The following is a 20,815-nucleotide window of genomic DNA, read 5'->3' as shown; positions in this document are numbered from 1 at the left end:
AACAATCAAGGAGTAATAATGCTGATTTTTCATGATTATCCTGTCCATGGGGCGATCTTTGATATGGATGGCACAATGTTTGATACTGAGCGATTACGCTTTCAAACATTAAAACAAGCCTCTCAAGAACTCATTGGACAGGAATTCTCTGATGATTATTTGATGCAATGTCTAGGATTAAGTGCAAAAACAGCAGAACAACTCGCACAAAAAATTTATGGAACAGAAGTTCCTTATCAGACAATTCGTAAACGTGCAGACGAATTAGAGCTTGAGTTTGTACGAAATCAGGGGGTACCGATTAAAAAGGGATTGGTACAAGTGCTAGAACGACTGAGAAAGTCTGGACTTAGAATGGCTGTGGCGACATCAAGTCGCAGAGCGATCGCTGAAGAGTATTTGATTAATGCAAATGTATACAAGTTCTTTGATTTGCTTGTATGTGGCGATGAGGTAGAAAAAGGAAAGCCTCATCCTGAGATTTTTTTACAGGCAGCAGAAAAAATTAATTTAAAGCCTGAACAATGTTTAATGTTTGAAGACTCTGAAAATGGTATTCGTTCTGCATTTGATGCAGGAGGCATTACTGTTTTATTCAAAGATATTAAAGAACCCAATGATGCCATGCTGGCAAAAGCAAATTTTTATTATCCTGATATGTATGAATATTTGATTGCATTGGATCAACATATTCCTGAAATGCTTATGCCGCAGTTGCAAGAAGCATTTCCACAAAGTTTAAATCAGCTTACAGTCGGGATTCATGGTTTTGGTGCAATTGGCGGTGGTTACATTGCCCAAATATTATCGCATTGGGATGGTTTTACCCGTCCAAGACGTATTTTAGCATCGACTCGAAATCGTCTATATCGCGAAGCGGTAAATAGTTTTGGTAGTTATAGTATCCGCTATCCACAGTGTTCTTATGATGAACGAATTGAAAATCTAACAGTGATTGATGCTGATAATGAGCAGCAGATGTTAGAAATGTATATGCAGTCAAGTCTAATCGCATTGTGTTTACCTGAACAAGCAATTGAGTCTGAATCGAAGATTATTGCTAAAGGTTTGTTAGCGCGTTTTATGTCACAAGATGTCCAGAATAATGAACCAATTACATTCCTCATTATTTTAAATAAAGTCTGTGCAAAATATCTGGTGCTTAAATATATTCGTGATGCGTTATTGGAAATCACCGATGAGGACATTGCCGAGCATATTCTGAGCGAGCATTATTTCTGTGATACCGTTGTAAACAGGATGGTTTCAAAGTTGACCGATCAGGATTTATATCGTCAATTAAAGATCAAGCATCGTTTATACCAACAATATCAATCTGATTTGAATGATGAGACGATTGAGCTTTCGGACGAAACGGCGCTGAGTGAGAAACAAGAGCAGCAATTAACACAATGTTTAGAAGACATGCGGGAGCAATTTCAAGCAGGTCAGTTCTTGCAAAATATGGATTTGATTTTATTTCATGGAGAAGCTGATATGCCGATCTATGTCGAAAATCGAAGCCCATTACTTGTCAAAATGCGTCAAATGGTTTTAGTGGATCAAATTTCTGATATCCAGATCATTAAGAACCGTTTATGGAATGGTTGTCATGCCATCCTCGCTTGGAATGCAAGTTTAAATGGGCATGAAACGATTGGGATCGCGATGGCTGACCCACAGATGCAGGTTTTTGTCGAAGGGTTAGTGGATGAGGTGAAATTAGGTTTAACCAACTTAGTGCCAAATCAAGCGAAACAATTAGATCGTATGGCAAATAGTTTTCTCAACTCATGTCGTTATGCCTACAAAGATCCATGTGAGCGTGTAGCAAGAGATCCATTACGGAAATTAAGCTTTAATGAGCGTGTCTTTGGAAGTATTGAAACGCATATACAGCAACAGATTCCATATCAGAAGCTTGTTGAAGGTGCTGTGTTTGGTTATATCTATGCGATAAAATTTTTAGATTTAGATGAAATGAAAATTGTGCAGCATCTACAAAAGCACGTTAAACAGTTGGATATATCAGAAAGTCAATATAAAGATTTATTGGCTGATATTTACGATGGAATTACCGCATATTTAAAGAAGGATCAGGATGTACTAAATCTTAAGCATTTTTCTGAGATTCAAACAGAAACTGTTTAAAGTTTAGAGCAATCTATGCTTGAATAACACAACTTTAACTATGTTCAAATGTTGTGTTATTACAAGCATCAACAAAACTGATGGCTACAGCAAACCACGATTATCATGAATGGCATCGTGGACGCTGTAATTATGGCGTGTGGTATATCCAGATTAATCCCCCTGAGTTGATCCAACATTTAGACCAATTACAACAACATTTTGCGGATTTATTGATAACGCCTAATCTACGTCAATATCATATCACTTTGTTTGTTGCTGGTTTCTTGACAGAGGAACCAGCACAGTACAATGATGATTTTGAAATTATTCAGCTCAATCAACAAATCAAAATATTAGAAGCATTAGAATTAGATGGTTTTGAGCTGGAACTGTCACATATTGATAGTTTTAGTAGCGCTTTATTTGTACAAATTAGAGACTCTCAAAATACATTAGATAAGATACGAAAGAGTTTGTATCAAGTTAAGGACGAAATTGCTGCACCGATCTATTGCCCACATATCACCTTGGGGCTTTATCGCGAGGCTTGGTCAAGCGAATTAGTTCTAGAGCGTATTCAAGCCTTAACAATCCAAAAAATTAAAGTTCAGGTCAATCAGTTGACTTTCGGTTATTATAACGCTCAGATTTTACAAGGATTACTGTATCCTTATCATCAAGTCAAATTGGGTTGAATATGTTGCAATTAATTCTAGGTGGTGCGCGTTCAGGTAAAAGCCGTTTAGCTGAGAAAATTGCGACAGAAAGTGGTCTATTGGTGGTCTATGTTGCAACGGCACAGCCTTTAGATGAGGAAATGCAACAGCGTATTCAGCATCATCAACAGCAAAGACCCCAGCATTGGAAATTAAGTGAAGAGCCAATATTTCTGGCAGATCAGCTTTTACAAATAGATCAGGAGAATCACATTATTTTGGTTGATTGTCTCACTTTGTGGTTAACCAATCTCTTGTTAGCTGAAGATTCGAACTTATATTCACAACAAATAGATCAGCTATTAAGTGTGCTGCCCAAACTTAAATCGCAAATTATTTTAGTGAGCAATGAAACAGGGCTTGGTGTAGTTCCAATGGGGGAAATCAGTCGTCGATTTGTCGATGAAGCAGGGCGCTTACATCAAACTTTGGGGCAATTAGCAAACAAAGTGATGTTTTGTGTGGCGGGATTTCCTATGATTTTAAAAGATGAGCAATAAAATGTCAGAACAAGCTTGGTGGTTAGAAACAATTAAACATCCAGATTTAGCAGTAAAATCACAAGCTGAGTATCGTCAGTCGCAATTGACTAAGCCAACAGGTGCATTAGGTCAGTTGGAGCAAATTGCGATTCAACTTGCGAGTTTACAAGGAACTATTCAACCTTGGATTCAGAAGCCATGGATTACTATCTTTGCTGGTGATCATGGTGTAGTTGAAGAAAATATTTCTGCTTATCCTCAAGCTGTGACACGGCAAATGCTTCAAAACTTTGCTTCTGGTGGCGCTGCGATTAGCGTCATTGCCCAATATCATCAGGCACACTTGCAAGTGATTGATTGCGGTACGGTGGGTGATGTCTATGATTATGTTGGTGTTGAGCGCCATTGTATTCGAGCTGGTACGGCGAACTTCACTAAACACGCTGCAATGACTGAGCAAGAATGCATTGCCGCAATGGAATTAGGTAAACACAGTGTTGATTTGGCACAATCTCAAGCAGCAGATATCTTTATTGCTGGTGAGATGGGTATTGGAAATACCTGTTCCGCATCTGCAATGGCAAGTTTATTAATAAATGAAAGTCCTGAGCAATTAACCGGTGTCGGTACAGGAATTAACAATCAACAACTTCAGCACAAAATTGCAGTCATTCATCAAGCTATAAAACTTCATGCACCAAATATTGGCAATAATGCTTTAAAAATACTTGCAGCGGTTGGTGGTCTAGAAATTGCCGCAATGACTGGCGCCTATCTTCGTTGTGCTCAGATCGGTATGCCGATTGTTGTTGATGGCTTTATTAGTTCTGTGGCGGCTTTATGTGCAGTGCGTATTCAACCTAGTGTGAGAGATTGGATGCTGTTTGGTCATCAATCTGCTGAGTATGGGCATCAACGAATCCTAAAAGAACTCAATGCTCAACCCATTTTAAATATGAATTTACGATTAGGTGAAGGCAGTGGTGCCGGTGCAGCGTTGTCAATGATTCAACTTGCTTGTGTACTACATAATCAGATGGCAACCTTTGCAGAAGCAGCCGTAACAGGTGATAAAGTTGCAGATTGATCTATTGCGTCATGGTGAAACAACGCAAAGTCATACTTTACGTGGACACCTTGATGATGAATTGACCGAGCAGGGTTGGTTACAGATGCAAACAACCGTTCAAGGTTATCTTGACGCTCAGCAGTATTGGGATGTCATCATTAGTTCCCCTCTGCAACGTTGCCGTCTTTTTGCTGAAAATTTGGCAAATCAATTACAACGCCCGCTATTGATCAATGAAAATATCAAAGAAATGTATTTTGGTGATTGGGAAGGTGTTTCAACTCAAAGGATTTATGAAACGACTCCTGAGTTACTGGCAAATTTTTGGCAATTCCCGACTCAATATCAAGCACCAAATGGTGAGCCTTTAGCGCGATTCCAACAACGACTTTTGATTGGTTTTAAACAAATTCATCAGCAAATGCAGGACAATAATTGGAAAACTGCTTTGATTGTTACGCACGGAGGGGTAATAAAGTTACTAACTTGTTTAGCAAGACAACATAACTTAGATGAGTTATTAAAAATGCCAGCTGAACTGGGTCAGCTTTCTCGATTTGATTTACTCCAAGTCAAAAATGAAATTCTTTTTGAAGAAAGGTCATTAATTTTTTAGTTTTAAAATAAGATGACATTTAAATTCTTTTAGTAAGTAATTTCATAGAACTGTCATTGCTCCTGTCTATGATACATGGCACTTCTTTATCTATAAGCAAATAATTCATGAATATATTATTTAAAAGCAGTGTGTTATGCGCAAGTGTATTGTTGGCCGCATGTAATAATGATAATCATCAACAATCACAAACAACGCCTGAAAATAATACGCCATCAAAATATTATCAAACTAAAACACCTTATCAGCCTTTACAAGATCTAAAAAAATATGAGCCAATTCCACAAGGATTTGAACCAGTTTTTACTGAATTAGTTGCACGTCATGGTTCCCGAGGTTTGTCCAGTATCAAATATGATTTAGCACTTTATAACCTTTGGAAACAAGCTAAAGCAGAAAATGCTTTGACACCATTGGGTGAAAAACTCGGTGCCGATTTAGAAAGTATGATGAAGGCGAATATTCTACTGGGGTATGGCGTAGATGGTATTCGCCAATATGGCTATGGTAATGAAAGTCTGACAGGTATTTTAGAACATAGGGGGATTGCGGATCGATTATTACAACGTTTACCGAATTTATTTAAAGCAGCAGACACTCAGTCATCATCTATATTGGTACAAAGTTCAGGTGTCGATCGCGCTGTAGATAGTGCGAAGTTCTTTACAGATGAACTGATTCAACAGCAACCTCAGCTTAAAGACAAAATTACACCGATTTCATATATCAGTTTGACTAGTGAAAGTATACCAACTGTTGAAAATGGTGGTGTTGATCGCTTTAAGCTTTATTTTCATAAGTTAACGGCAGATCAAGATTTGGCTGAATCTTTATCTGAGCAAGAAAAAGCCATTTATGATGCGAGCCTGGCTTATCAGGAATTTGCTGAAGAAGATCAAGGTTTAGCGCTTAAACTCAAAGAATTAGAGAGTGATACTCGTGCTCAGACTGTTGCAATGCAAGTACTCACACCAATTTTTAAGACTGAATTTATTCAAAAGTTGGGGAGCAGTGACGCTTATACATTTAGTAATAGTGGTTCGTACAGTGTAATTGCACCAAATGGAGAAACCATCACTGAAAAAGGAAAAGGCAAAAATAGTATTGCTAGTGCTGTGGATGCTGCCGCATATTTATATGAGCTTTATTCCATTATGGGAGGGATGCAAGAAGAATTAAAAGGTGTTGATTTTGATAAGTATATGCCGATAGAAGCAGCAAAATTTTATGCGGAATTTAATGATGCCAATGATTTCTATGAAAAAGGGCCAAGTTTTAGCGAGTCGAATCAAATCACCAGTGCAATTGCACAGGGATTGAAACAAGATCTGTTTAAGCAGGTCGACGTGGTTGTAGATAAACAACAATCACATCGTGCAGTTTTACGTTTTGCGCATGCTGAAATCATTATTCCTTTAGCAACGAGCTTGGAGTTGTTTAATATGATGCAACCCTTAGCATTGCATCAAACTTATAATTATAACAATAGCCCATGGAGAGGTGAGATAGTTTCTCCAATGGCTGCCAATGTACAATGGGATATCTATCAAAATGCTCAAGGGCATACTTTAGTGAAGATGTACTACAATGAAAAAGAGACATTGTTTAAATCAGCTTGTAATTATGCGAGATATCGAACAAATAGTTTTTATTATGATTATTTAAAACTTAAACAATGTTATGAAGTTCAATAAATTAACTTTTATGATTTTAGGATGGGAATAGGCTTGCTATTCCCATTTTTATTTCCTCATAATGGTCAAATAATACCTGATTTGGCTGAGATTTTTAGCATGACACCTTTTTGGATTGCTTTGCAATTTTTAACTGTTTTCCCTATTCAATTAAAAACAATACCCACTGAGCAACAAAAGGCACAAGCTATTCTATTTTATCCTTTTATTGGACTGTTGATTGGTCTGGTTTTATGTATAAGTTCAATCTTACTATTCAAATTGCCAACCATATTACTGGCGAGCATCATACTTATATTATGGATTTGGCTAACGGGGGGCTTACACCTTGATGGGCTTGCGGATACGGCAGATGCATGGGTTGGTGGTTTTGGTGACAAAGAACGCACTTTAAACATTATGAAGGATCCAGCATGTGGACCCATTGGGGTTTTAAGTTTAGTGATGATCTGCTTGCTTAAATTTGCAGCCATTTATGTATTATTAGAGCAACAATTGTCTGCTTTTCTGATTGTTGTGCCAGCAATTGGTCGTAGTGCAGCCTTATTTTTCTTCTTAACCACCACGTATGTCCGTCAACATGGGTTAGGACGCTCTATTGCTGATTTAATACCTAAGGCATTATCATGGATTGTATTTGTAATTACATTATCATTTCTTTGTGTGTTTGGTTGGCGAGGTGTTGTCAGTTTAGTCTTGTTTTTATTGGCACTTTTTTATTTGCGTAAGAAATTTATTGAAAGGATTTCTGGTATTACAGGTGATACAGTCGGTGCTTCGATCGAGTTGTCGGAGGTATGTGTATTGATGAGTTTCTTAATTGCATTTTATTATTTATAACACGAGTAGGTACAGCAGCATGCTGCTGTACCATGCTTCACTATTTTCCAAAATGATAACGTAAACCTAATAAATAGGTACGCGGTGCCGCAGGTGTAAAGCTCGCCTGATTATTACTAAATGAAGTACTTTCAGCATAATGTACATCTGCGGCATTGATGATATGACCATAGATCTCATATGCATTATGGCGATAAGTTGCACGTAGATTTAATACTGTATGCCCATCATATTTTTCGGTATTGGCATCATTGATCCAGTATGAACCGACATAAATTCCTTCTGCTGATAACAACAACTCAGGAATGGGTTTAATCTGATATTCAACAGTACCGAAAGCTTTTGGAGAGCTCGGCATACGATTGCCATTATAATTTAAGCTCGCTGATGGCTGAAATTGCTTAAATTCATGTTTCGCCCAACTTCCAGATAGTTTTAAGCGTTGATCGTATTGATCAGAAATATTCCAAGTACCACCAATCTCGATCCCTTGATGTCTTGTTTTACCTGCATTACGGGGTTCGCGGGTATTATCAGGTTTGGTATAACTAATCACCTCATCCTCGCCATCTAAACGATAAAGCGTAATTTCACCATCTAAACGTTCATCGAAAAGTTTAAAACGTATGCCAAGGTCAATATTGTTAAATGTTGCTTCTGACAAATTTGGTGTAACCAGATTTGCACCATATAAACTACTGACCTCCGGTGGCACAAAACCTTGTGACCAGTTGCTATAGATATCCAATAGGGGATGTGCATTCCAAATAAAGCCAAGTTGTGGGCTGGCTTTATGGAAGCGGCGTGTTTCGTTAGGTGCGCCCGTGATATTTGATGGCGTTAAATTATTCTGATAGTCATATTTAATCCAGTCGTAGCGAGCGCCAGCAACTAGATTTAAGTTATCGAATGTTTGCCAATTTAGTTGGGTATAAATGGCCTGATTGTCAACGTCTACATTGAAGTCACGCAGCAATTTTCTTGGTTGAAAACCAGTATAAATACGTGTTTTTGAATCACGAAATACTTCAATGTCATTAGTTTTGGCTTTATTTGGCGTATGTTCTGCCATCGTACCAACAATCCATTTCAACTGATCGAAGCTTGTAGCATGCTGTAAATTTAAACCGTATGATTTGAACTGATTATATGTAGTTTGACCCGTATAGGTGCCGGTAGGAACGCCATTTCGCATGTCAGTACGGATGCTATAACTTGGATTTTGTTCTGTGGTGTTGTCTCGATAATACAGTGTTGCTTGAGTTTGATGAAGATCATTCCACGAATGGCTAATTTGCGAAGACAGGCGAGTAGAGTCAACTTCACGATAGGTAAATGTCTGATAACTGTAGCCAGGACGCTCACTAAAATCTTTAGCGTTTAGGCTTCCTGTCATGTCTGCTTTTAGGTGGTTATAGCTCGCGATATTTTTGATTTGTGTGGCATCAGAAATACGCCAGTCATGTCGAAGCGTGAGACTTTGCTTATTGCTTTCAGCATGATCTTGCCAACTATCGCCACGATCACTTGCGTATCCAGACAACCGTAGACCATGTTCACCAAATTCAGTTGCAAAAGTGTTTGATGTACCTAGATCTAGACGGCGATAACCTTCCGTACTTGAAAGTATACCGATTTCAGCAGTCGGCTTTAGACTTGGCGCTTTAGTTAAAAAGTTTATCGTACCGCCGATGGCATTACTTCCATATAAGCTACTCGCTGGACCACGTAAGATCTCAATTCGATCAATTCCTGCAAGATTAAGTTCATAAAGCGCATTATGGTTAAATACACCGACGGGACGAACTGAAATACCATCTTCAAGATATTGATAAACTGCTGCAGTCGTGATTGGTTGTCGGATCGACATCATATGTTGTTCATTACCCAAGTCATTCATCAAAACGCCAGGGGTTTGGTTGACCAATTGCCCGATAAAAGTGGCATTTTTGTCGGCCAAAGCTTGGTTATTAATTTGACTAATTGCAGCAGGGGTATTGTTGATAGATTCCCCCTCACGACTTGCTGTGACCACAATAGTCGCTAAGGTTTTAGTGTCCTGTGTTGGTGCTTCAGCGATAGCCAATGAACTATAAGTAACAGACAGGCACGCAGCCGTTAAGACGGACAAACGAAAAGAAGTTGTCATTTTGAAAACTCTATAAATAGCAATAAGTGAGCTGTATCGCAGCGATAGGCTGGATATGATGTATAAAATTGCGATTTAAAGAGCGAGAGGTGGTGCTTGTTTAATCGGGAATATATAGAAAATACGTGGGATGTGCAGATCTTTTGTCCACGCATGGCATAGGCAGCGTACACGACTAAACCAAGCCAATAAGAAAATAAGTATCAAGCCAAGCAATGGAATAATTGCGGCTGCATCTAAACCATAGGTGCACAGTGGACAATGTTTCATGATCTGGCTAGCCAGTGCATAAACTTGTTGTGCATATTCACTGAGTTGCGAACCATGTTGAGCATGCTCAAGGTGATGTTTATGCTGCTCCATCGTATGGTGATGATGTTCACTATGATGGTTGCTGTGCACTTGTGCTGATAGCAGCGTGGCTTTTTGAATCTCTGTGACTTGGCAATGCGATGGCATTGCATAAAGTGCGGGTACGACGCCAGTATGTACCATGGTTGGTAATAAGATATGCCAGAGTAAACAAAGCAATGTTACCGCGCCGATCAAGGCACGCCACTTTTGCAAATGTTGACGAAAACTGGAGTTCATATCAACGAGACGTCGTAGGGGGAAATGTGGCAGCAGTATAAATAAAAAAATGTTACAGTTCAAAATATACTTGATTTATCAATAAAAAAGCAGGCTCATGAGAGCCTGCTTTACATCTATTTAAAGATTAACGATTTGGTAAAACATCTTTCAATGCTTCATGCATTTCTAATAATGCTTTTTCAGTGGTTTCCCAATCAATACAACCATCGGTTACAGATTTGCCGTATTCTAGGTCGCATAAATTTTCAGGAATATCCTGACGACCACCTTTTAAGTGACTTTCAACCATGATACCCACGATTGATTTGTTGCCATCAAGAATTTGCTCTGTGATGTTTTTCAAAACCAATGGCTGTAAATACGGGTCTTTGTTTGAGTTGGCATGACTGGTATCGATCATGATTTTGGTGCTGACTTTAGCTTTTGCTAAAGCTGCTTCCGCTTCTGCAACTGAAGTTGCATCATAGTTTGGTTTGCCATTACCACCACGTAAAACCACATGAGCATATGGGTTCCCTTTGGTATTGATAATTGCAACTTGGCCATTTTCATTTAGACCCAAGAAGCTATGACCATGTTTAACGGATTGCATTGCATTGGTTGCAACTGTTAAACCACCATCCGTACCATTTTTGAAACCTACAGGTGAAGATAAGCCTGACGACATTTCACGGTGTGTTTGGCTTTCTGTAGTACGCGCACCAATTGCTGACCAAGAAATCAAGTCTTGATAGTATTGCGGTGAGTTGGGATCAAGTGCTTCAGTTGCACAAGGTAAGCCTTTTTCATTCAATTCGAGCAGCAATCCACGACCAATATGTAGTCCTTTTTCGATATTGAAAGAGTCATTCATATCAGGATCGTTAATTAAACCTTTCCAACCAACAGTCGTACGTGGTTTCTCAAAATACACACGCATGATGATGTAAAGCGTATCTTTTACTTTTTCGCTTAATACTTTTAAACGGTCAGCATACTCATGAGCAGCTTTAGGATCATGAATCGAGCATGGTCCAATGACGACAAACAAGCGTTTATCATTACCATCCAAAATATTACGAACGGTATTACGTCCTTTAAGTACAGTTTGAGAGGCGATTTCTGATAAAGGAAGATCACGTTTGAGTTCTGCAGGAGTAATCAAAGTTTGGATACTTTTAATGTTAACGTCGTCGATATCTGGCTGAGAAACTGGATTTGACTGTAGAGTATTCATTGCTGTCACAAATTCAATCGAAAGAAGAGGTTAATTTGTCTACGAATATAGCACGAAAAACCGATTGATTAACTAGCGATTAAAACAAATTGTGTATAAACAATCGGCTATTTAAGACTTAAACTATTGTCGTAGAATGAGTTGTGTGTTGATTCATGACCACTTGAGCTGTTTCAACAGGCTTAGGTTTTGCTTTTACAGGATTCACAATAAAGTTTAAACCGAGTGCGAAGAGCGTTATCCCTAATATTTTTCTGATAAATCTTTCAGGCAATCGAGAGCTAATCAGTGTACCTACAACAATGGCAGGAATAGAGCCAACCAATAACCACATTAATAAGCTGAAATCAACATTGCCAGAAGACATATGGCCTAAGCCAGCGACAGCTGTTAATAATACTGCATGCACGACATCCGAGCCGATAATGCGAATCATAGGTAAATTTGGAAACATTAAAACCAATGCCATAATACCGAAAGCACCCGCCCCAACAGATGAAAGGGTAACCAACACACCTAATACAACGCCCATAATCCAAATATAACGGCGTTTGTGTTGGAGAGCATGCTGTTCACTTTCCATATTCGCTTGTTCACGATTTCTAAAACGATCAAAAAACTTCTCAATCTGAGCACGAAATATAATTGAAATGCCTGTTAAGGTCAGCATCACGCCTAACACCATAGTAAGCACTGATTTATAGTGCGTAGATTGACTAAGATGATGCTCAAGTACCCAAGTTGTGGCAAAGGAAGCAGGGATACTACCCAGTGCAAGCCATATGACAATCGGCCAGACAATATTTAGTTTTTTGGCATGAACCAAAGAACCACAAAACTTAGAGATCGAGGCATAAAGCAAATCTGTACCAATCGCAATATGAGGTTCAATTTTGAATAAACTGATTAGGATTGGTGTCATCAATGAACCACCGCCGACACCAGTGATTCCTACGCAGAAACCAACCAATACGCCAGCTAAAATAAATTCAATGGGACCAAACATTGCTGATATGCCTAATTTATACAGAAAACAGCATATCTTATGCTTGTTTTGTATAAGGCGTTGTGATGAAAAATGATTTACTTATGCAAAAAAAAGATAAAGAAATTATGTTGAATCAGTTGGAAATGTTATCGATCGTTATTTAATTGCATTGAGTAAATAAGATCATTTATTCTGTCAAAATGCTAGGATGCAATTTAACAAAGATCTTATGTTTAGAGTTATTCGGATAATTTTCGTCTTTTTAGCGATTTGTTTTACGACAAATAGCTATACGAGTACGTTCGAAATTAATGAAAAACATAACATGGAAGCAAAACTTTTCGCTCCACATAAAAATGCTCATCATTGTGAAATGAGTCAGCATGTAGTTGGGATGTTCGACGAAATAGATCAAAAACACTGTAATAAGAGTTTTTGTTGTTTAGTGATAATGTTGGATGTAATGCATTCTTTGTTTGATCAATCAATGGATTACACCAGTTCTTCTCATTTTAATTATTCTGATGTTTTAACAATTGGTATCCATCATGTACCTTACAGACCTCCAAGTGTCTGATAATAAATTACAAACTAAAATTAACTTTATTATAGATAGGTATCATTATGTTAAATCTAAAAAAAATCACGCTAGCAGCAGTATTTTTTATCGTAACAGCTCCAACATTTGCAGCGTCTGATTGTTGCAAAGAAATGGTAAATAAAAAGGATTGCTGTGAAAAAATGAAGTGTTGCAAAGAAAAAGTGGACACAGCTGAAGAGCATAAAAACCACAATCATTAATTCATTTAAGATAAAAGATATTCATTCCTGATGGAGTGAATATCTTTTACTATGAGCTTTCTCTTTTCTTATTTTGTTTTAGTGGATTAACCCATAAGATCAAAAAGAAGGTAATTGGGGTGGCGAAGATCCACCAGCTAATAAAACCAATAGAACGACCATATTCCCAACAGAGTAAACCGCCAGCGGTGAAAAAACTAAAGAAAGCAAGATATCTCAAGATCAATCTAAATTGTTTGATGTGATGCTGATATGGGGATTTATTGATTCTTTTATCGCTACATTCGTAGACGATGAACATACCAATCAAGATGAGAAACATACTTATAAGGATCATGTTGCCACCTTTGATTTAGCTAATTTTGTCATGATCTTTTGTGTTGCTTTCATTTGAATGGGTTGGATGTTGCGATATATAAATAAGGCGAACAATGCACAAAAAATGAAAAATAGATCTATTCGTAAAAACAGCCAATAACTATTTAAATTTGAAACTAATTGATTATTAATTAGATAAATAAGGTTGTAGCTTGGCAAGCTGATTGCGAGTAAGCCGAAAATAGCAATTTGAGATTTCCATAAATACTGTTTCTTTGTGAATAAAGCTACGATAAAGCTGAAGAGCCAAATGCTAAAGAACGTATAAATTTCATAGTTTGGCGTGTTTTCTGAGATATGTACGAAACGATTTGCAAATAAATAGCTCAGCATAGCGATAGGTAAGCCGATAAAAGTTGCAATATTCAAACGGTCAACCAAGTAGTAACCAAAATGGAACTGATTTGACTTATTTTGAATCTGACGTTTTAAGCTCCATAACAACAAACCTGAAGCAATCATTAAACAGCCTAGAATCCCAGAAAGGAAAAAAGCCAGTCTAAGGATTGGTTGAGCGAAAGTCGCCATATGAAGGCTATAAACGCCAAAATTCAAAGTTGCAATAGGACTGTTATTTCTCGTATTCGTTAGAATTTTACCTGTATGGTTAAAACTGATTTGGGCTTGATCAAGTGTAATCGAACGATCTTCAAGTTGCTTAAAGGTAATGATTGCTTGATCTGTATTGGGATTTTTTGCCTCAATGGTGGCTAGTGCTTGATTTCCCCATTGCTGGTGGACCTGTTTCAATAATTCAGATACAGGTACAGCTTTAAACGGCAGAGGCACTGCATTTGATTGCTGTGTTTCGGTAATGGTTCGAATTTCAGTAAAATATTGATAAGGATTATCTGGATAGAGTTTTTTCATCCCTAAGGGTAGATACAGATAAAAGAATATAGCCAAACCTGTAAAAGTAATGGTCAGAAAGAAAGGTAGTGCTACAACCGAAGATACGTTATGGAAATCAAGCCATGAGCGTTGAGACTTGAATGTTCTTAAAGTAAAAAAATCAGTAATTATTTTTTTGTGAGTAATAATCCCTGAAATTAAAACAATAAGCATTACAAATGCCGCTAAACTTGCAATTAATCGCCCAATCAAAACAGGCATTCCATACAATTGATAATGGAAACGATAGAAAAACTCTCCGCCTTGCGTTGCTGAAAGCTGTAATTCTTGTCCTGTATTTGCATCTAAAGTACGACTTTCATAAGCACCGTCAGCTTTCTCCCAATAAATTTTATTTACGGGTTGATCCTGATTGGCGATGCTTAAAAACCATGATTTCGCATCTGTAGCATTTTTTTCCAAATACTGTGTTGCAGTTTGAATTGCTGTGTCTTGATTAATTTGATATTCAGCCAGTTGTGGTTGCATCCACAGGTTTATATGGTGGCGATAGTAGGAACTCGTTCCCATTAAAAAAATAGCAAATAATAACCATCCAAAAATTAATCCAGTCCATGCGTGCAACCATGCCATTGATTGGCGAACACCTTTATTTCCCATTAACTTAGACCTACTGATAAGCCAAACAAAACGGCCAATAAAATTGAGCTAATCAAAGTAAGTTTAATTAAAGAATTGGTGCAGAAGCCGATGAGGACGAAACAAACATAAAATAGGATAGAGATAAAGGCTGCCAAAAAGATAGCTTCGGCTTTGGCGAATAAGGAGGCAAATAATTCAGTAAGACTTAAGCTCAAATACAGCATACAGAAATAACCCAATACAAATATCAGAACGAAACGATAGAAAATACTCATTCGGTAGACAAATGATGGGGAAGCTGACTTGGCCATAAGTGTACTTATAAAGGTAGAAAGGGAGATAAAGAATCACATATGTAAATGATTCTTGTTTATCTTAATGATTCATGTATCAGTACGCAATCTGTAAATCATCGCAATTCTAGATAATTTTTTGATTGTAAAATGATTTATTAGATTGGGATCATTTTCACCAATCGAGAACAAATTAAATTATTTACAGTGATTCGATGTAAAATCATTCTGTTAGAATCTTTTAAACTTTTGAATGGGGCGCAGGTCTTGTTAAAGCAAAAACTAAAAATTGGCATCGTTGTCGGGGAAGTTTCAGGAGATACGCTCGGGGTAAAACTCATGCGGAGTTTTCGCGAACAAGGAATTGATGCTGAGTTTGAGGGGATTGGCGGTCCACAAATGATCGCAGAAGGTTTTCATAGTTATTATCCTATGGAAATATTATCTGTTATGGGGATTGTAGAAGTTTTAAAAGATCTGAAAAAGTTGTTTGCAGTACGCGATGGTTTGGTTGAACGTTGGACAGAGCGTCCAGTTGATATTTTTATTGGTATTGATGCGCCTGATTTCAATTTGCGTTTATCGAAAACGATCAAGGAAAAGAATCTACCGATCAAAACAGTACAATACGTAAGCCCATCAGTATGGGCATGGCGTCAGGGGCGTGTTCATGGCATCAAACGTAGTATTGACCTTGTATTATGTCTATTTCCATTTGAAAAAACATTCTATGAAAATTATGAGGTTGCGGCTGCATTCGTTGGACATCCGCTCGCTAAACAATTGCCATTAAAAAATCCAATTATTGAAGCAAAACATCAACTCGGTTTATCTGCAGATAAAATACATATTGCATTATTACCTGGTAGCCGTCGTGGTGAAATTGAACGTTTATTGCCTTTACTCACTGGTGCTGCAGAGATTCTACATCGTAAATATCCTGAGTTAGAGTTTCTGATTCCTGCCATTAATGAAGCACGTAAACATCAAATTGAACAGGGCATTTTAAATCTAGATATCACACTCAAGTCGAAAATTCATATTCTGGAAAACATTGATTCAGAATCAAAAATTGGCCGTATGGTGATGAGTGCCAGTGACATTGTGGCACTTGCATCGGGTACAGCAACGCTGGAAGCCATGCTATTACATCGACCGATGGTAACTTTTTATAAGTTGAATTGGTTAACGTATCTTATTGCAAAATTCTTAGTCAAAATTCCATATTACTCATTACCCAATATTATTGCCGGTAAGAAAGTGATCGAGGAACTTATACAAGCCGATGCTACCCCACAAAATTTAGCTGCTGACATTGAAAGATTGATGGATCATGAAACAGCACACATTCAAATGATGCAACATTTGAGTATGCATAAACGATTGATTTCCGGAGATACTGAGGATCCAGTTCAAGCGATTTTGCATTGTCTGGAAACTGAGTCGAATTAAAAAAAAGGTGGCTTATAAATGCCACCTTTTTACTTATGCACGTAGAATTAACTCATAACCAGTGTATTTACGAATATTGATGACACCAATGTCCAATAATAAATACTGACCTTTAATACCCTGTAATACACCACGGATTTTTGGGGTTTTATCTAAATTCAAGGATTTAATTTTTTCAGGATAATGCTCAACAGGGTAAATGAATTCATGTGGCAATTCATTGTCTAAGAACTCTAAACCCTCATCAAACTCAAGATTTTGACTGAACTCCTCACGAATGCTTTGAATTTTTGGAGCAAACTCCTCGATGATTTGATCACGTTGTTCAACCAAGTTCAGTGGTTCTGCTTCACCTTTAAGGAGTTTTCGCCAGTCAGTCTTGTCTGCAATCTGTGTCCCGAACATGGTTTCTAAATGTCCTGATAAACGGCGTGAACCGACTTTAAGAATAGGAAGTGCTTGAGTTGCCCCTTGGTCCAACCAACGTGTTGGCATATTTACGATACGAGTAATCCCGATTTTGAGCGCACTCGAATTTGCTAAATATACAATATGGGGTTGGAAGCAGACTTGATGTGCAAAATCATCTTCACGACAAGTACCAAGATGATAATGACAAGTTTCAGGCTTCATAATACATAAATCACATTCAGCTTTGGTCTTAAAGCACTTAAAACAGTGTCCTTGTGAATATGATTTGGGGGTTTTAGCTCCGCAAGAGGTACAAAAAATATTACCAGTCCATTCAATTTCAAGTTCTTGACCAAGATTAAATGGCAGGTCAGTTTCTGAACGATCTAATATAAATTTATATTCAACATTTGCCTTGTGCGTTGATTGATCAGTTACACTATGCGCTGTGAGTGCTGCATGCATTTTATGACAAATGCCTTGTAGTTCCATGAATAAACTCTCATCTTTCTCAATCAAGGGGGGCAGTTATGGCTGAACAAAATGTCATCACTTCTATGCTAGACGATTTATCTCAGGAACAGCCTATACATACTGCACTTTGTATTGGTCAACAGATTGACCAAAATGCTTCAATTCAATGGGATTATTTTAACGTAACTGACTTCTTAAATCTGCCTTTTACACAGCGTTATGATTTAGGTTTTGTATTATTTGATACAGAAGAAATGCAAATTATCACCGAAACACAAAAAGCACAGTTATTGGTGAAGCTACGAGACCTTATGGCTAAAAGAATTGTGGTTGTGAGTAAGATTGATGACGAAAAATTATTACGCTCACTTGGTTTTACCCAATTAATTGATAAAACGACACATGAAAGCAATTTTGCCTTGTGGCAGTTTAATATTTTGACCTATAAACATGTGCCTGATTGGTTTAATTCCAAGTTTTGGGCGAACCCAGAGAACTGGAATAAATTTCGTTGGTAAATCACTATATGATGATCTATTTGATCAATATTATCTGATTGAATATGTGTTGCAAGTTCTTGCAAAAATTAACAATTCAACTTTGTTTTGTACTTTCAAAGCAGCGTATGCTTTTTGGATAAATATTCCAAAGGAACATATGTGTCATGACAGATTTAACCAATATCGTTGAGATGTTAGCAAAGCAAGCTTTAGGCGGTCAGCAACAATCGAGTGGTGGACTTGGTAGTATTCTTGGCTCTGTATTAGGACAACAAGGCAACTCCAACCAACAGGGCGGTTTGGGCGGAATACTCGGTTCTGTGCTTGGCCAGTTGAATGGAGGTAATCAACAAAGTAGTGCTAAAGGTGGAAATTCAGCTCAAACTTTGCTCATAGCCGTTTTACCCCTAATTTTGGGTTGGATTCAAAAACAAGGTGGTTTGCAAGGTGCGTTGGACAAATTAAAAAATGCAGGTTTGGCGAACCAAGTACAAAGTTGGGTTGATCCTAATCAGCCAAATAATACAGATATACCAACTCAAAACATGCAGAGTTTGTTTGACGATCAAGATGTAGAGCAGGTTGCTCAGCAGACTCAAGCACCTAAACAGGAGATTTATGGTGCGATCGCTTCTGTTTTACCGCAGGTGATCGACTCTCTAACGCCACAAGGGAGCGGCACTAATCCACAAGAAGCAAATAATGATATTCAAAATGTTTTGAATCTAGTGGGTGGTTTTTTAAAAAAATAGTTGTTTATTCTCTGTGAAGCTAAAGCTCATATCCAAATGAGCTTTAGGTTTTGAATAATGCATAATTGCATTGTGGCGATAATACTTCAATAAAATTTTGAACAAAAGCTAAGATGGTTTAGGGAATGTTATGAGTGTGGCAGGGTCAGGAGTTGGCTTCTTTTTAATATTTTTTATCTATTTCGTCATCACTTTACCGATGTTGATACTTGTTGCTTTTTTTATTAAAGAGTTCCGACAAAAGTTATTTATCTTTTCATCTCTCTTATCGATTTTATTTATACCATCTTTATACAAAGACGTTTATTTTGTAGTAGAAAAAAATATTTGGGAAAGCTCCCAATTACTTGGAATAATTTGGCTGTTTTTCTCCACGATACTGCTGATCATACTTTTAATTTATTATGTTTTAAGAAAGGATCATTTTTTTAAAATTTTATGGTATTCATTTATTTCAATTGTTTTCATGAATGTAGTGGCAACGATTTATCTATTCTCTAAATGAAAAAAGGGCATAAAGCCCTTTTTTACTGATTAGGAAATAAGCTTCAAATTAGAAGTTATATTCCATACCTAAACCAATAGTTGTTTTCTTATCATCTTTCACTAACCAATCACGTTTTTGCTGACCAACTACGCCATAGAAACGTGCTTGTTTATTGATTTGATAATCAGCACCTAGACCATAAAGATCTTGTTTACGATCATCACGACCATTCGACTCTGTCGTAGCAGAAATATACTGTGCTTTTAACTTAATCGGAGTAGAAGGGATCTTGTATGCTGCTGTTACACCATATGCATCTTCTTGTAGACCTTTATAAGAGGTTACATCAGAACCACTGGTTGTCGTCACAGTATCATCTGTAGGTTGAGCAGTTTGCCATAAAGCGCCCAAAACAAAACCATCAAAACCTAATTTCGTGAAATCAAGTGAACCTGTTACACGGATTGCATCTGTATAAATACCAGATAATCCATATGCGCCATATTTAGATGCGATGCCATAGTTTCCTGCTACTGCGGCAGCTAAACCATAGTCTTTATTGTCGTAAGTAATCGATGCTGAAACGCCATCACCAAAACCATCACGACTGCCTTTGTAGCCTTTAGCTGCATTTTCCGTACTAGATGACTCTTCACCTTGTTGGAACATCACGTTGAAAGCCAACCCACCTAATAATTTTTTGTCAGTTTCGAAACCGATCACATTTTTTAAACGATCTTCACCTGCTAAAACAGCAGTCATATCGAGTTCATTGTGATCATTAAAAATATCTTGATTATTACCAGCTGCAGTTTTGAAATAAGAGTCGTATTGACCTACTTTTAAAGTACCTACGCCTTCTGATTTAAGACCGATAAAGCGATTACGGTTTGTGAAAGATTGGTCACCATCACCATCTGCATTGATTTGCCATTCAATTAAATAAACAGCAGAAAGGTTTTCAGTTAATTTTTCTTCACCTTTAATGCCGATACGAGACGCATTAGAATTTACTTTTGTTACGCTTTCATCTTTAAAGCCATTTTTATCAATTTGGTCCAAAGTCACATTGAGCTTACCATACAATGTAGGTGCTGCTTGTGCTGCATTCATGGCTAAAGTTGCTACAGTAGCAGCAAGAAGCAATTTTTTCATTGAGATTTCTCCAAAACACTTTTTTGTAAATGGCTGTTGCCTTAGTTACTGTTATAAGTTTGCTGGTGTACAAAAAGTTACATAGCTCACTAACTTGTATGCAGTATCGGTAAACTTTGTG

Annotated in this window: 20 protein-coding genes; 11 read left to right on the top strand and 9 right to left on the bottom strand. The window is 37.5% G+C overall.

Annotation, left to right across the window (positions count from 1 at the left end):
* Nucleotides 1–18: 18 nt before the first annotated feature.
* The 7 genes from mtlD to F2A31_RS08280 all read left to right on the top strand — a co-directional run bounded on the left by mtlD (nucleotide 19) and on the right by F2A31_RS08280 (nucleotide 7,550).
* A complete protein-coding gene (gene mtlD / locus F2A31_RS08310; protein WP_005080837.1) occupies nucleotides 19–2,151 on the top strand; it encodes a bifunctional mannitol-1-phosphate dehydrogenase/phosphatase in 2,133 nt (710 codons plus the stop codon).
* A gap of 80 nt (nucleotides 2,152–2,231) precedes the next feature.
* Entirely contained in the window at nucleotides 2,232–2,828 is a 597-nt protein-coding gene (locus F2A31_RS08305) for a 2'-5' RNA ligase family protein (protein ID WP_150025994.1), read from the top strand.
* Between the two features lie 2 nt (nucleotides 2,829–2,830).
* Nucleotides 2,831–3,349: a bifunctional adenosylcobinamide kinase/adenosylcobinamide-phosphate guanylyltransferase gene (gene cobU, locus F2A31_RS08300; RefSeq protein WP_150025993.1), complete on the top strand. Its 519-nt coding sequence runs from the start codon at nucleotides 2,831–2,833 to the stop codon at nucleotides 3,347–3,349.
* 1 nt (nucleotide 3,350) lies between these two features.
* Entirely contained in the window at nucleotides 3,351–4,418 is a 1,068-nt protein-coding gene (cobT, locus tag F2A31_RS08295; RefSeq protein ID WP_150025992.1) for a nicotinate-nucleotide--dimethylbenzimidazole phosphoribosyltransferase, read from the top strand.
* A complete protein-coding gene (locus F2A31_RS08290) occupies nucleotides 4,408–5,016 on the top strand; it encodes a histidine phosphatase family protein (protein WP_150025991.1) in 609 nt (202 codons plus the stop codon). The genes cobT and F2A31_RS08290 overlap by 11 nt, the downstream gene beginning before the upstream one ends.
* Nucleotides 5,017–5,123: 107 nt before the next feature.
* Nucleotides 5,124–6,710 carry a histidine-type phosphatase gene (locus F2A31_RS08285; protein WP_150025990.1) on the top strand — a complete coding sequence of 529 codons (1,587 nt, stop codon included), beginning with the start codon at nucleotides 5,124–5,126 and terminating at the stop codon, nucleotides 6,708–6,710.
* A gap of 99 nt (nucleotides 6,711–6,809) precedes the next feature.
* Nucleotides 6,810–7,550, top strand: coding sequence for an adenosylcobinamide-GDP ribazoletransferase (locus F2A31_RS08280; RefSeq protein WP_150025989.1), 741 nt, complete (start codon nucleotides 6,810–6,812; stop codon nucleotides 7,548–7,550).
* Between the two features lie 40 nt (nucleotides 7,551–7,590).
* Here F2A31_RS08280 and F2A31_RS08275 read toward each other — a convergent pair whose 3' ends face one another.
* From F2A31_RS08275 to F2A31_RS08260, 4 genes are all read right to left on the bottom strand, one after another.
* A complete protein-coding gene (locus F2A31_RS08275) occupies nucleotides 7,591–9,699 on the bottom strand; it encodes a TonB-dependent receptor (RefSeq protein ID WP_150025988.1) in 2,109 nt (702 codons plus the stop codon).
* A 75-nt stretch (nucleotides 9,700–9,774) separates the two neighbouring features.
* Nucleotides 9,775–10,290: a hypothetical protein gene (locus F2A31_RS08270; protein ID WP_150025987.1), complete on the bottom strand. Its 516-nt coding sequence runs from the start codon at nucleotides 10,288–10,290 to the stop codon at nucleotides 9,775–9,777.
* A gap of 127 nt (nucleotides 10,291–10,417) precedes the next feature.
* Entirely contained in the window at nucleotides 10,418–11,509 is a 1,092-nt protein-coding gene (locus F2A31_RS08265; RefSeq protein WP_150025986.1) for a 3-deoxy-7-phosphoheptulonate synthase, read from the bottom strand.
* Nucleotides 11,510–11,627: 118 nt separating this feature from the next.
* Entirely contained in the window at nucleotides 11,628–12,515 is an 888-nt protein-coding gene (locus F2A31_RS08260) for a sulfite exporter TauE/SafE family protein (RefSeq protein WP_150025985.1), read from the bottom strand.
* Nucleotides 12,516–13,121: 606 nt separating this feature from the next.
* Between F2A31_RS08260 and F2A31_RS15790 the strand changes: the two genes are divergently transcribed.
* Nucleotides 13,122–13,298 (top strand): hypothetical protein, encoded by a 177-nt coding sequence (locus tag F2A31_RS15790; protein WP_171490572.1) that lies wholly within the window; start codon nucleotides 13,122–13,124, stop codon nucleotides 13,296–13,298.
* Between the two features lie 49 nt (nucleotides 13,299–13,347).
* On the opposite strand, the gene F2A31_RS15905 is transcribed toward F2A31_RS15790, so the two are convergent.
* Genes F2A31_RS15905 through F2A31_RS15900 form a run of 3 tightly spaced genes read right to left on the bottom strand, consistent with a single transcriptional unit; the run spans nucleotide 13,348 to nucleotide 15,481 of the window.
* Entirely contained in the window at nucleotides 13,348–13,635 is a 288-nt protein-coding gene (locus F2A31_RS15905) for a DUF1634 domain-containing protein (RefSeq protein WP_150025984.1), read from the bottom strand.
* A complete protein-coding gene (locus F2A31_RS08250) occupies nucleotides 13,632–15,188 on the bottom strand; it encodes a PepSY-associated TM helix domain-containing protein (protein WP_150025983.1) in 1,557 nt (518 codons plus the stop codon). The genes F2A31_RS15905 and F2A31_RS08250 overlap by 4 nt, the downstream gene beginning before the upstream one ends.
* Complete coding sequence (locus tag F2A31_RS15900; RefSeq protein WP_150025982.1) at nucleotides 15,188–15,481, bottom strand: hypothetical protein; 294 nt, start codon at nucleotides 15,479–15,481, stop codon at nucleotides 15,188–15,190. Before F2A31_RS15900 ends, F2A31_RS08250 begins: the two co-directional genes overlap by 1 nt.
* A gap of 249 nt (nucleotides 15,482–15,730) precedes the next feature.
* Between F2A31_RS15900 and lpxB the strand changes: the two genes are divergently transcribed.
* Nucleotides 15,731–16,915 carry a lipid-A-disaccharide synthase gene (gene lpxB, locus F2A31_RS08240; protein ID WP_171490571.1) on the top strand — a complete coding sequence of 395 codons (1,185 nt, stop codon included), beginning with the start codon at nucleotides 15,731–15,733 and terminating at the stop codon, nucleotides 16,913–16,915.
* 33 nt (nucleotides 16,916–16,948) lie between these two features.
* Here lpxB and F2A31_RS08235 read toward each other — a convergent pair whose 3' ends face one another.
* The gene (locus F2A31_RS08235; protein WP_150025980.1) at nucleotides 16,949–17,818 is read right to left on the bottom strand and encodes a DUF2797 domain-containing protein; all 870 of its coding nucleotides are present in this window, start codon (nucleotides 17,816–17,818) and stop codon (nucleotides 16,949–16,951) included.
* 38 nt (nucleotides 17,819–17,856) lie between these two features.
* Between F2A31_RS08235 and F2A31_RS08230 the strand changes: the two genes are divergently transcribed.
* A complete protein-coding gene (locus F2A31_RS08230; protein ID WP_150025979.1) occupies nucleotides 17,857–18,318 on the top strand; it encodes a DUF6231 family protein in 462 nt (153 codons plus the stop codon).
* Nucleotides 18,319–18,464: 146 nt separating this feature from the next.
* A complete protein-coding gene (locus F2A31_RS08225) occupies nucleotides 18,465–19,052 on the top strand; it encodes a YidB family protein (RefSeq protein WP_150025978.1) in 588 nt (195 codons plus the stop codon).
* 553 nt (nucleotides 19,053–19,605) lie between these two features.
* Here the strand turns inward: F2A31_RS08225 and F2A31_RS08215 are convergent.
* A complete protein-coding gene (locus F2A31_RS08215) occupies nucleotides 19,606–20,694 on the bottom strand; it encodes a porin (protein WP_150025976.1) in 1,089 nt (362 codons plus the stop codon).
* Nucleotides 20,695–20,815: the final 121 nt, after the last annotated feature.

The organism is Acinetobacter suaedae, from assembly GCF_008630915.1.
Lineage (GTDB): Bacteria > Pseudomonadota > Gammaproteobacteria > Pseudomonadales > Moraxellaceae > Acinetobacter > Acinetobacter suaedae.
This window is presented reverse-complemented; position numbering and strand designations above follow the sequence as displayed.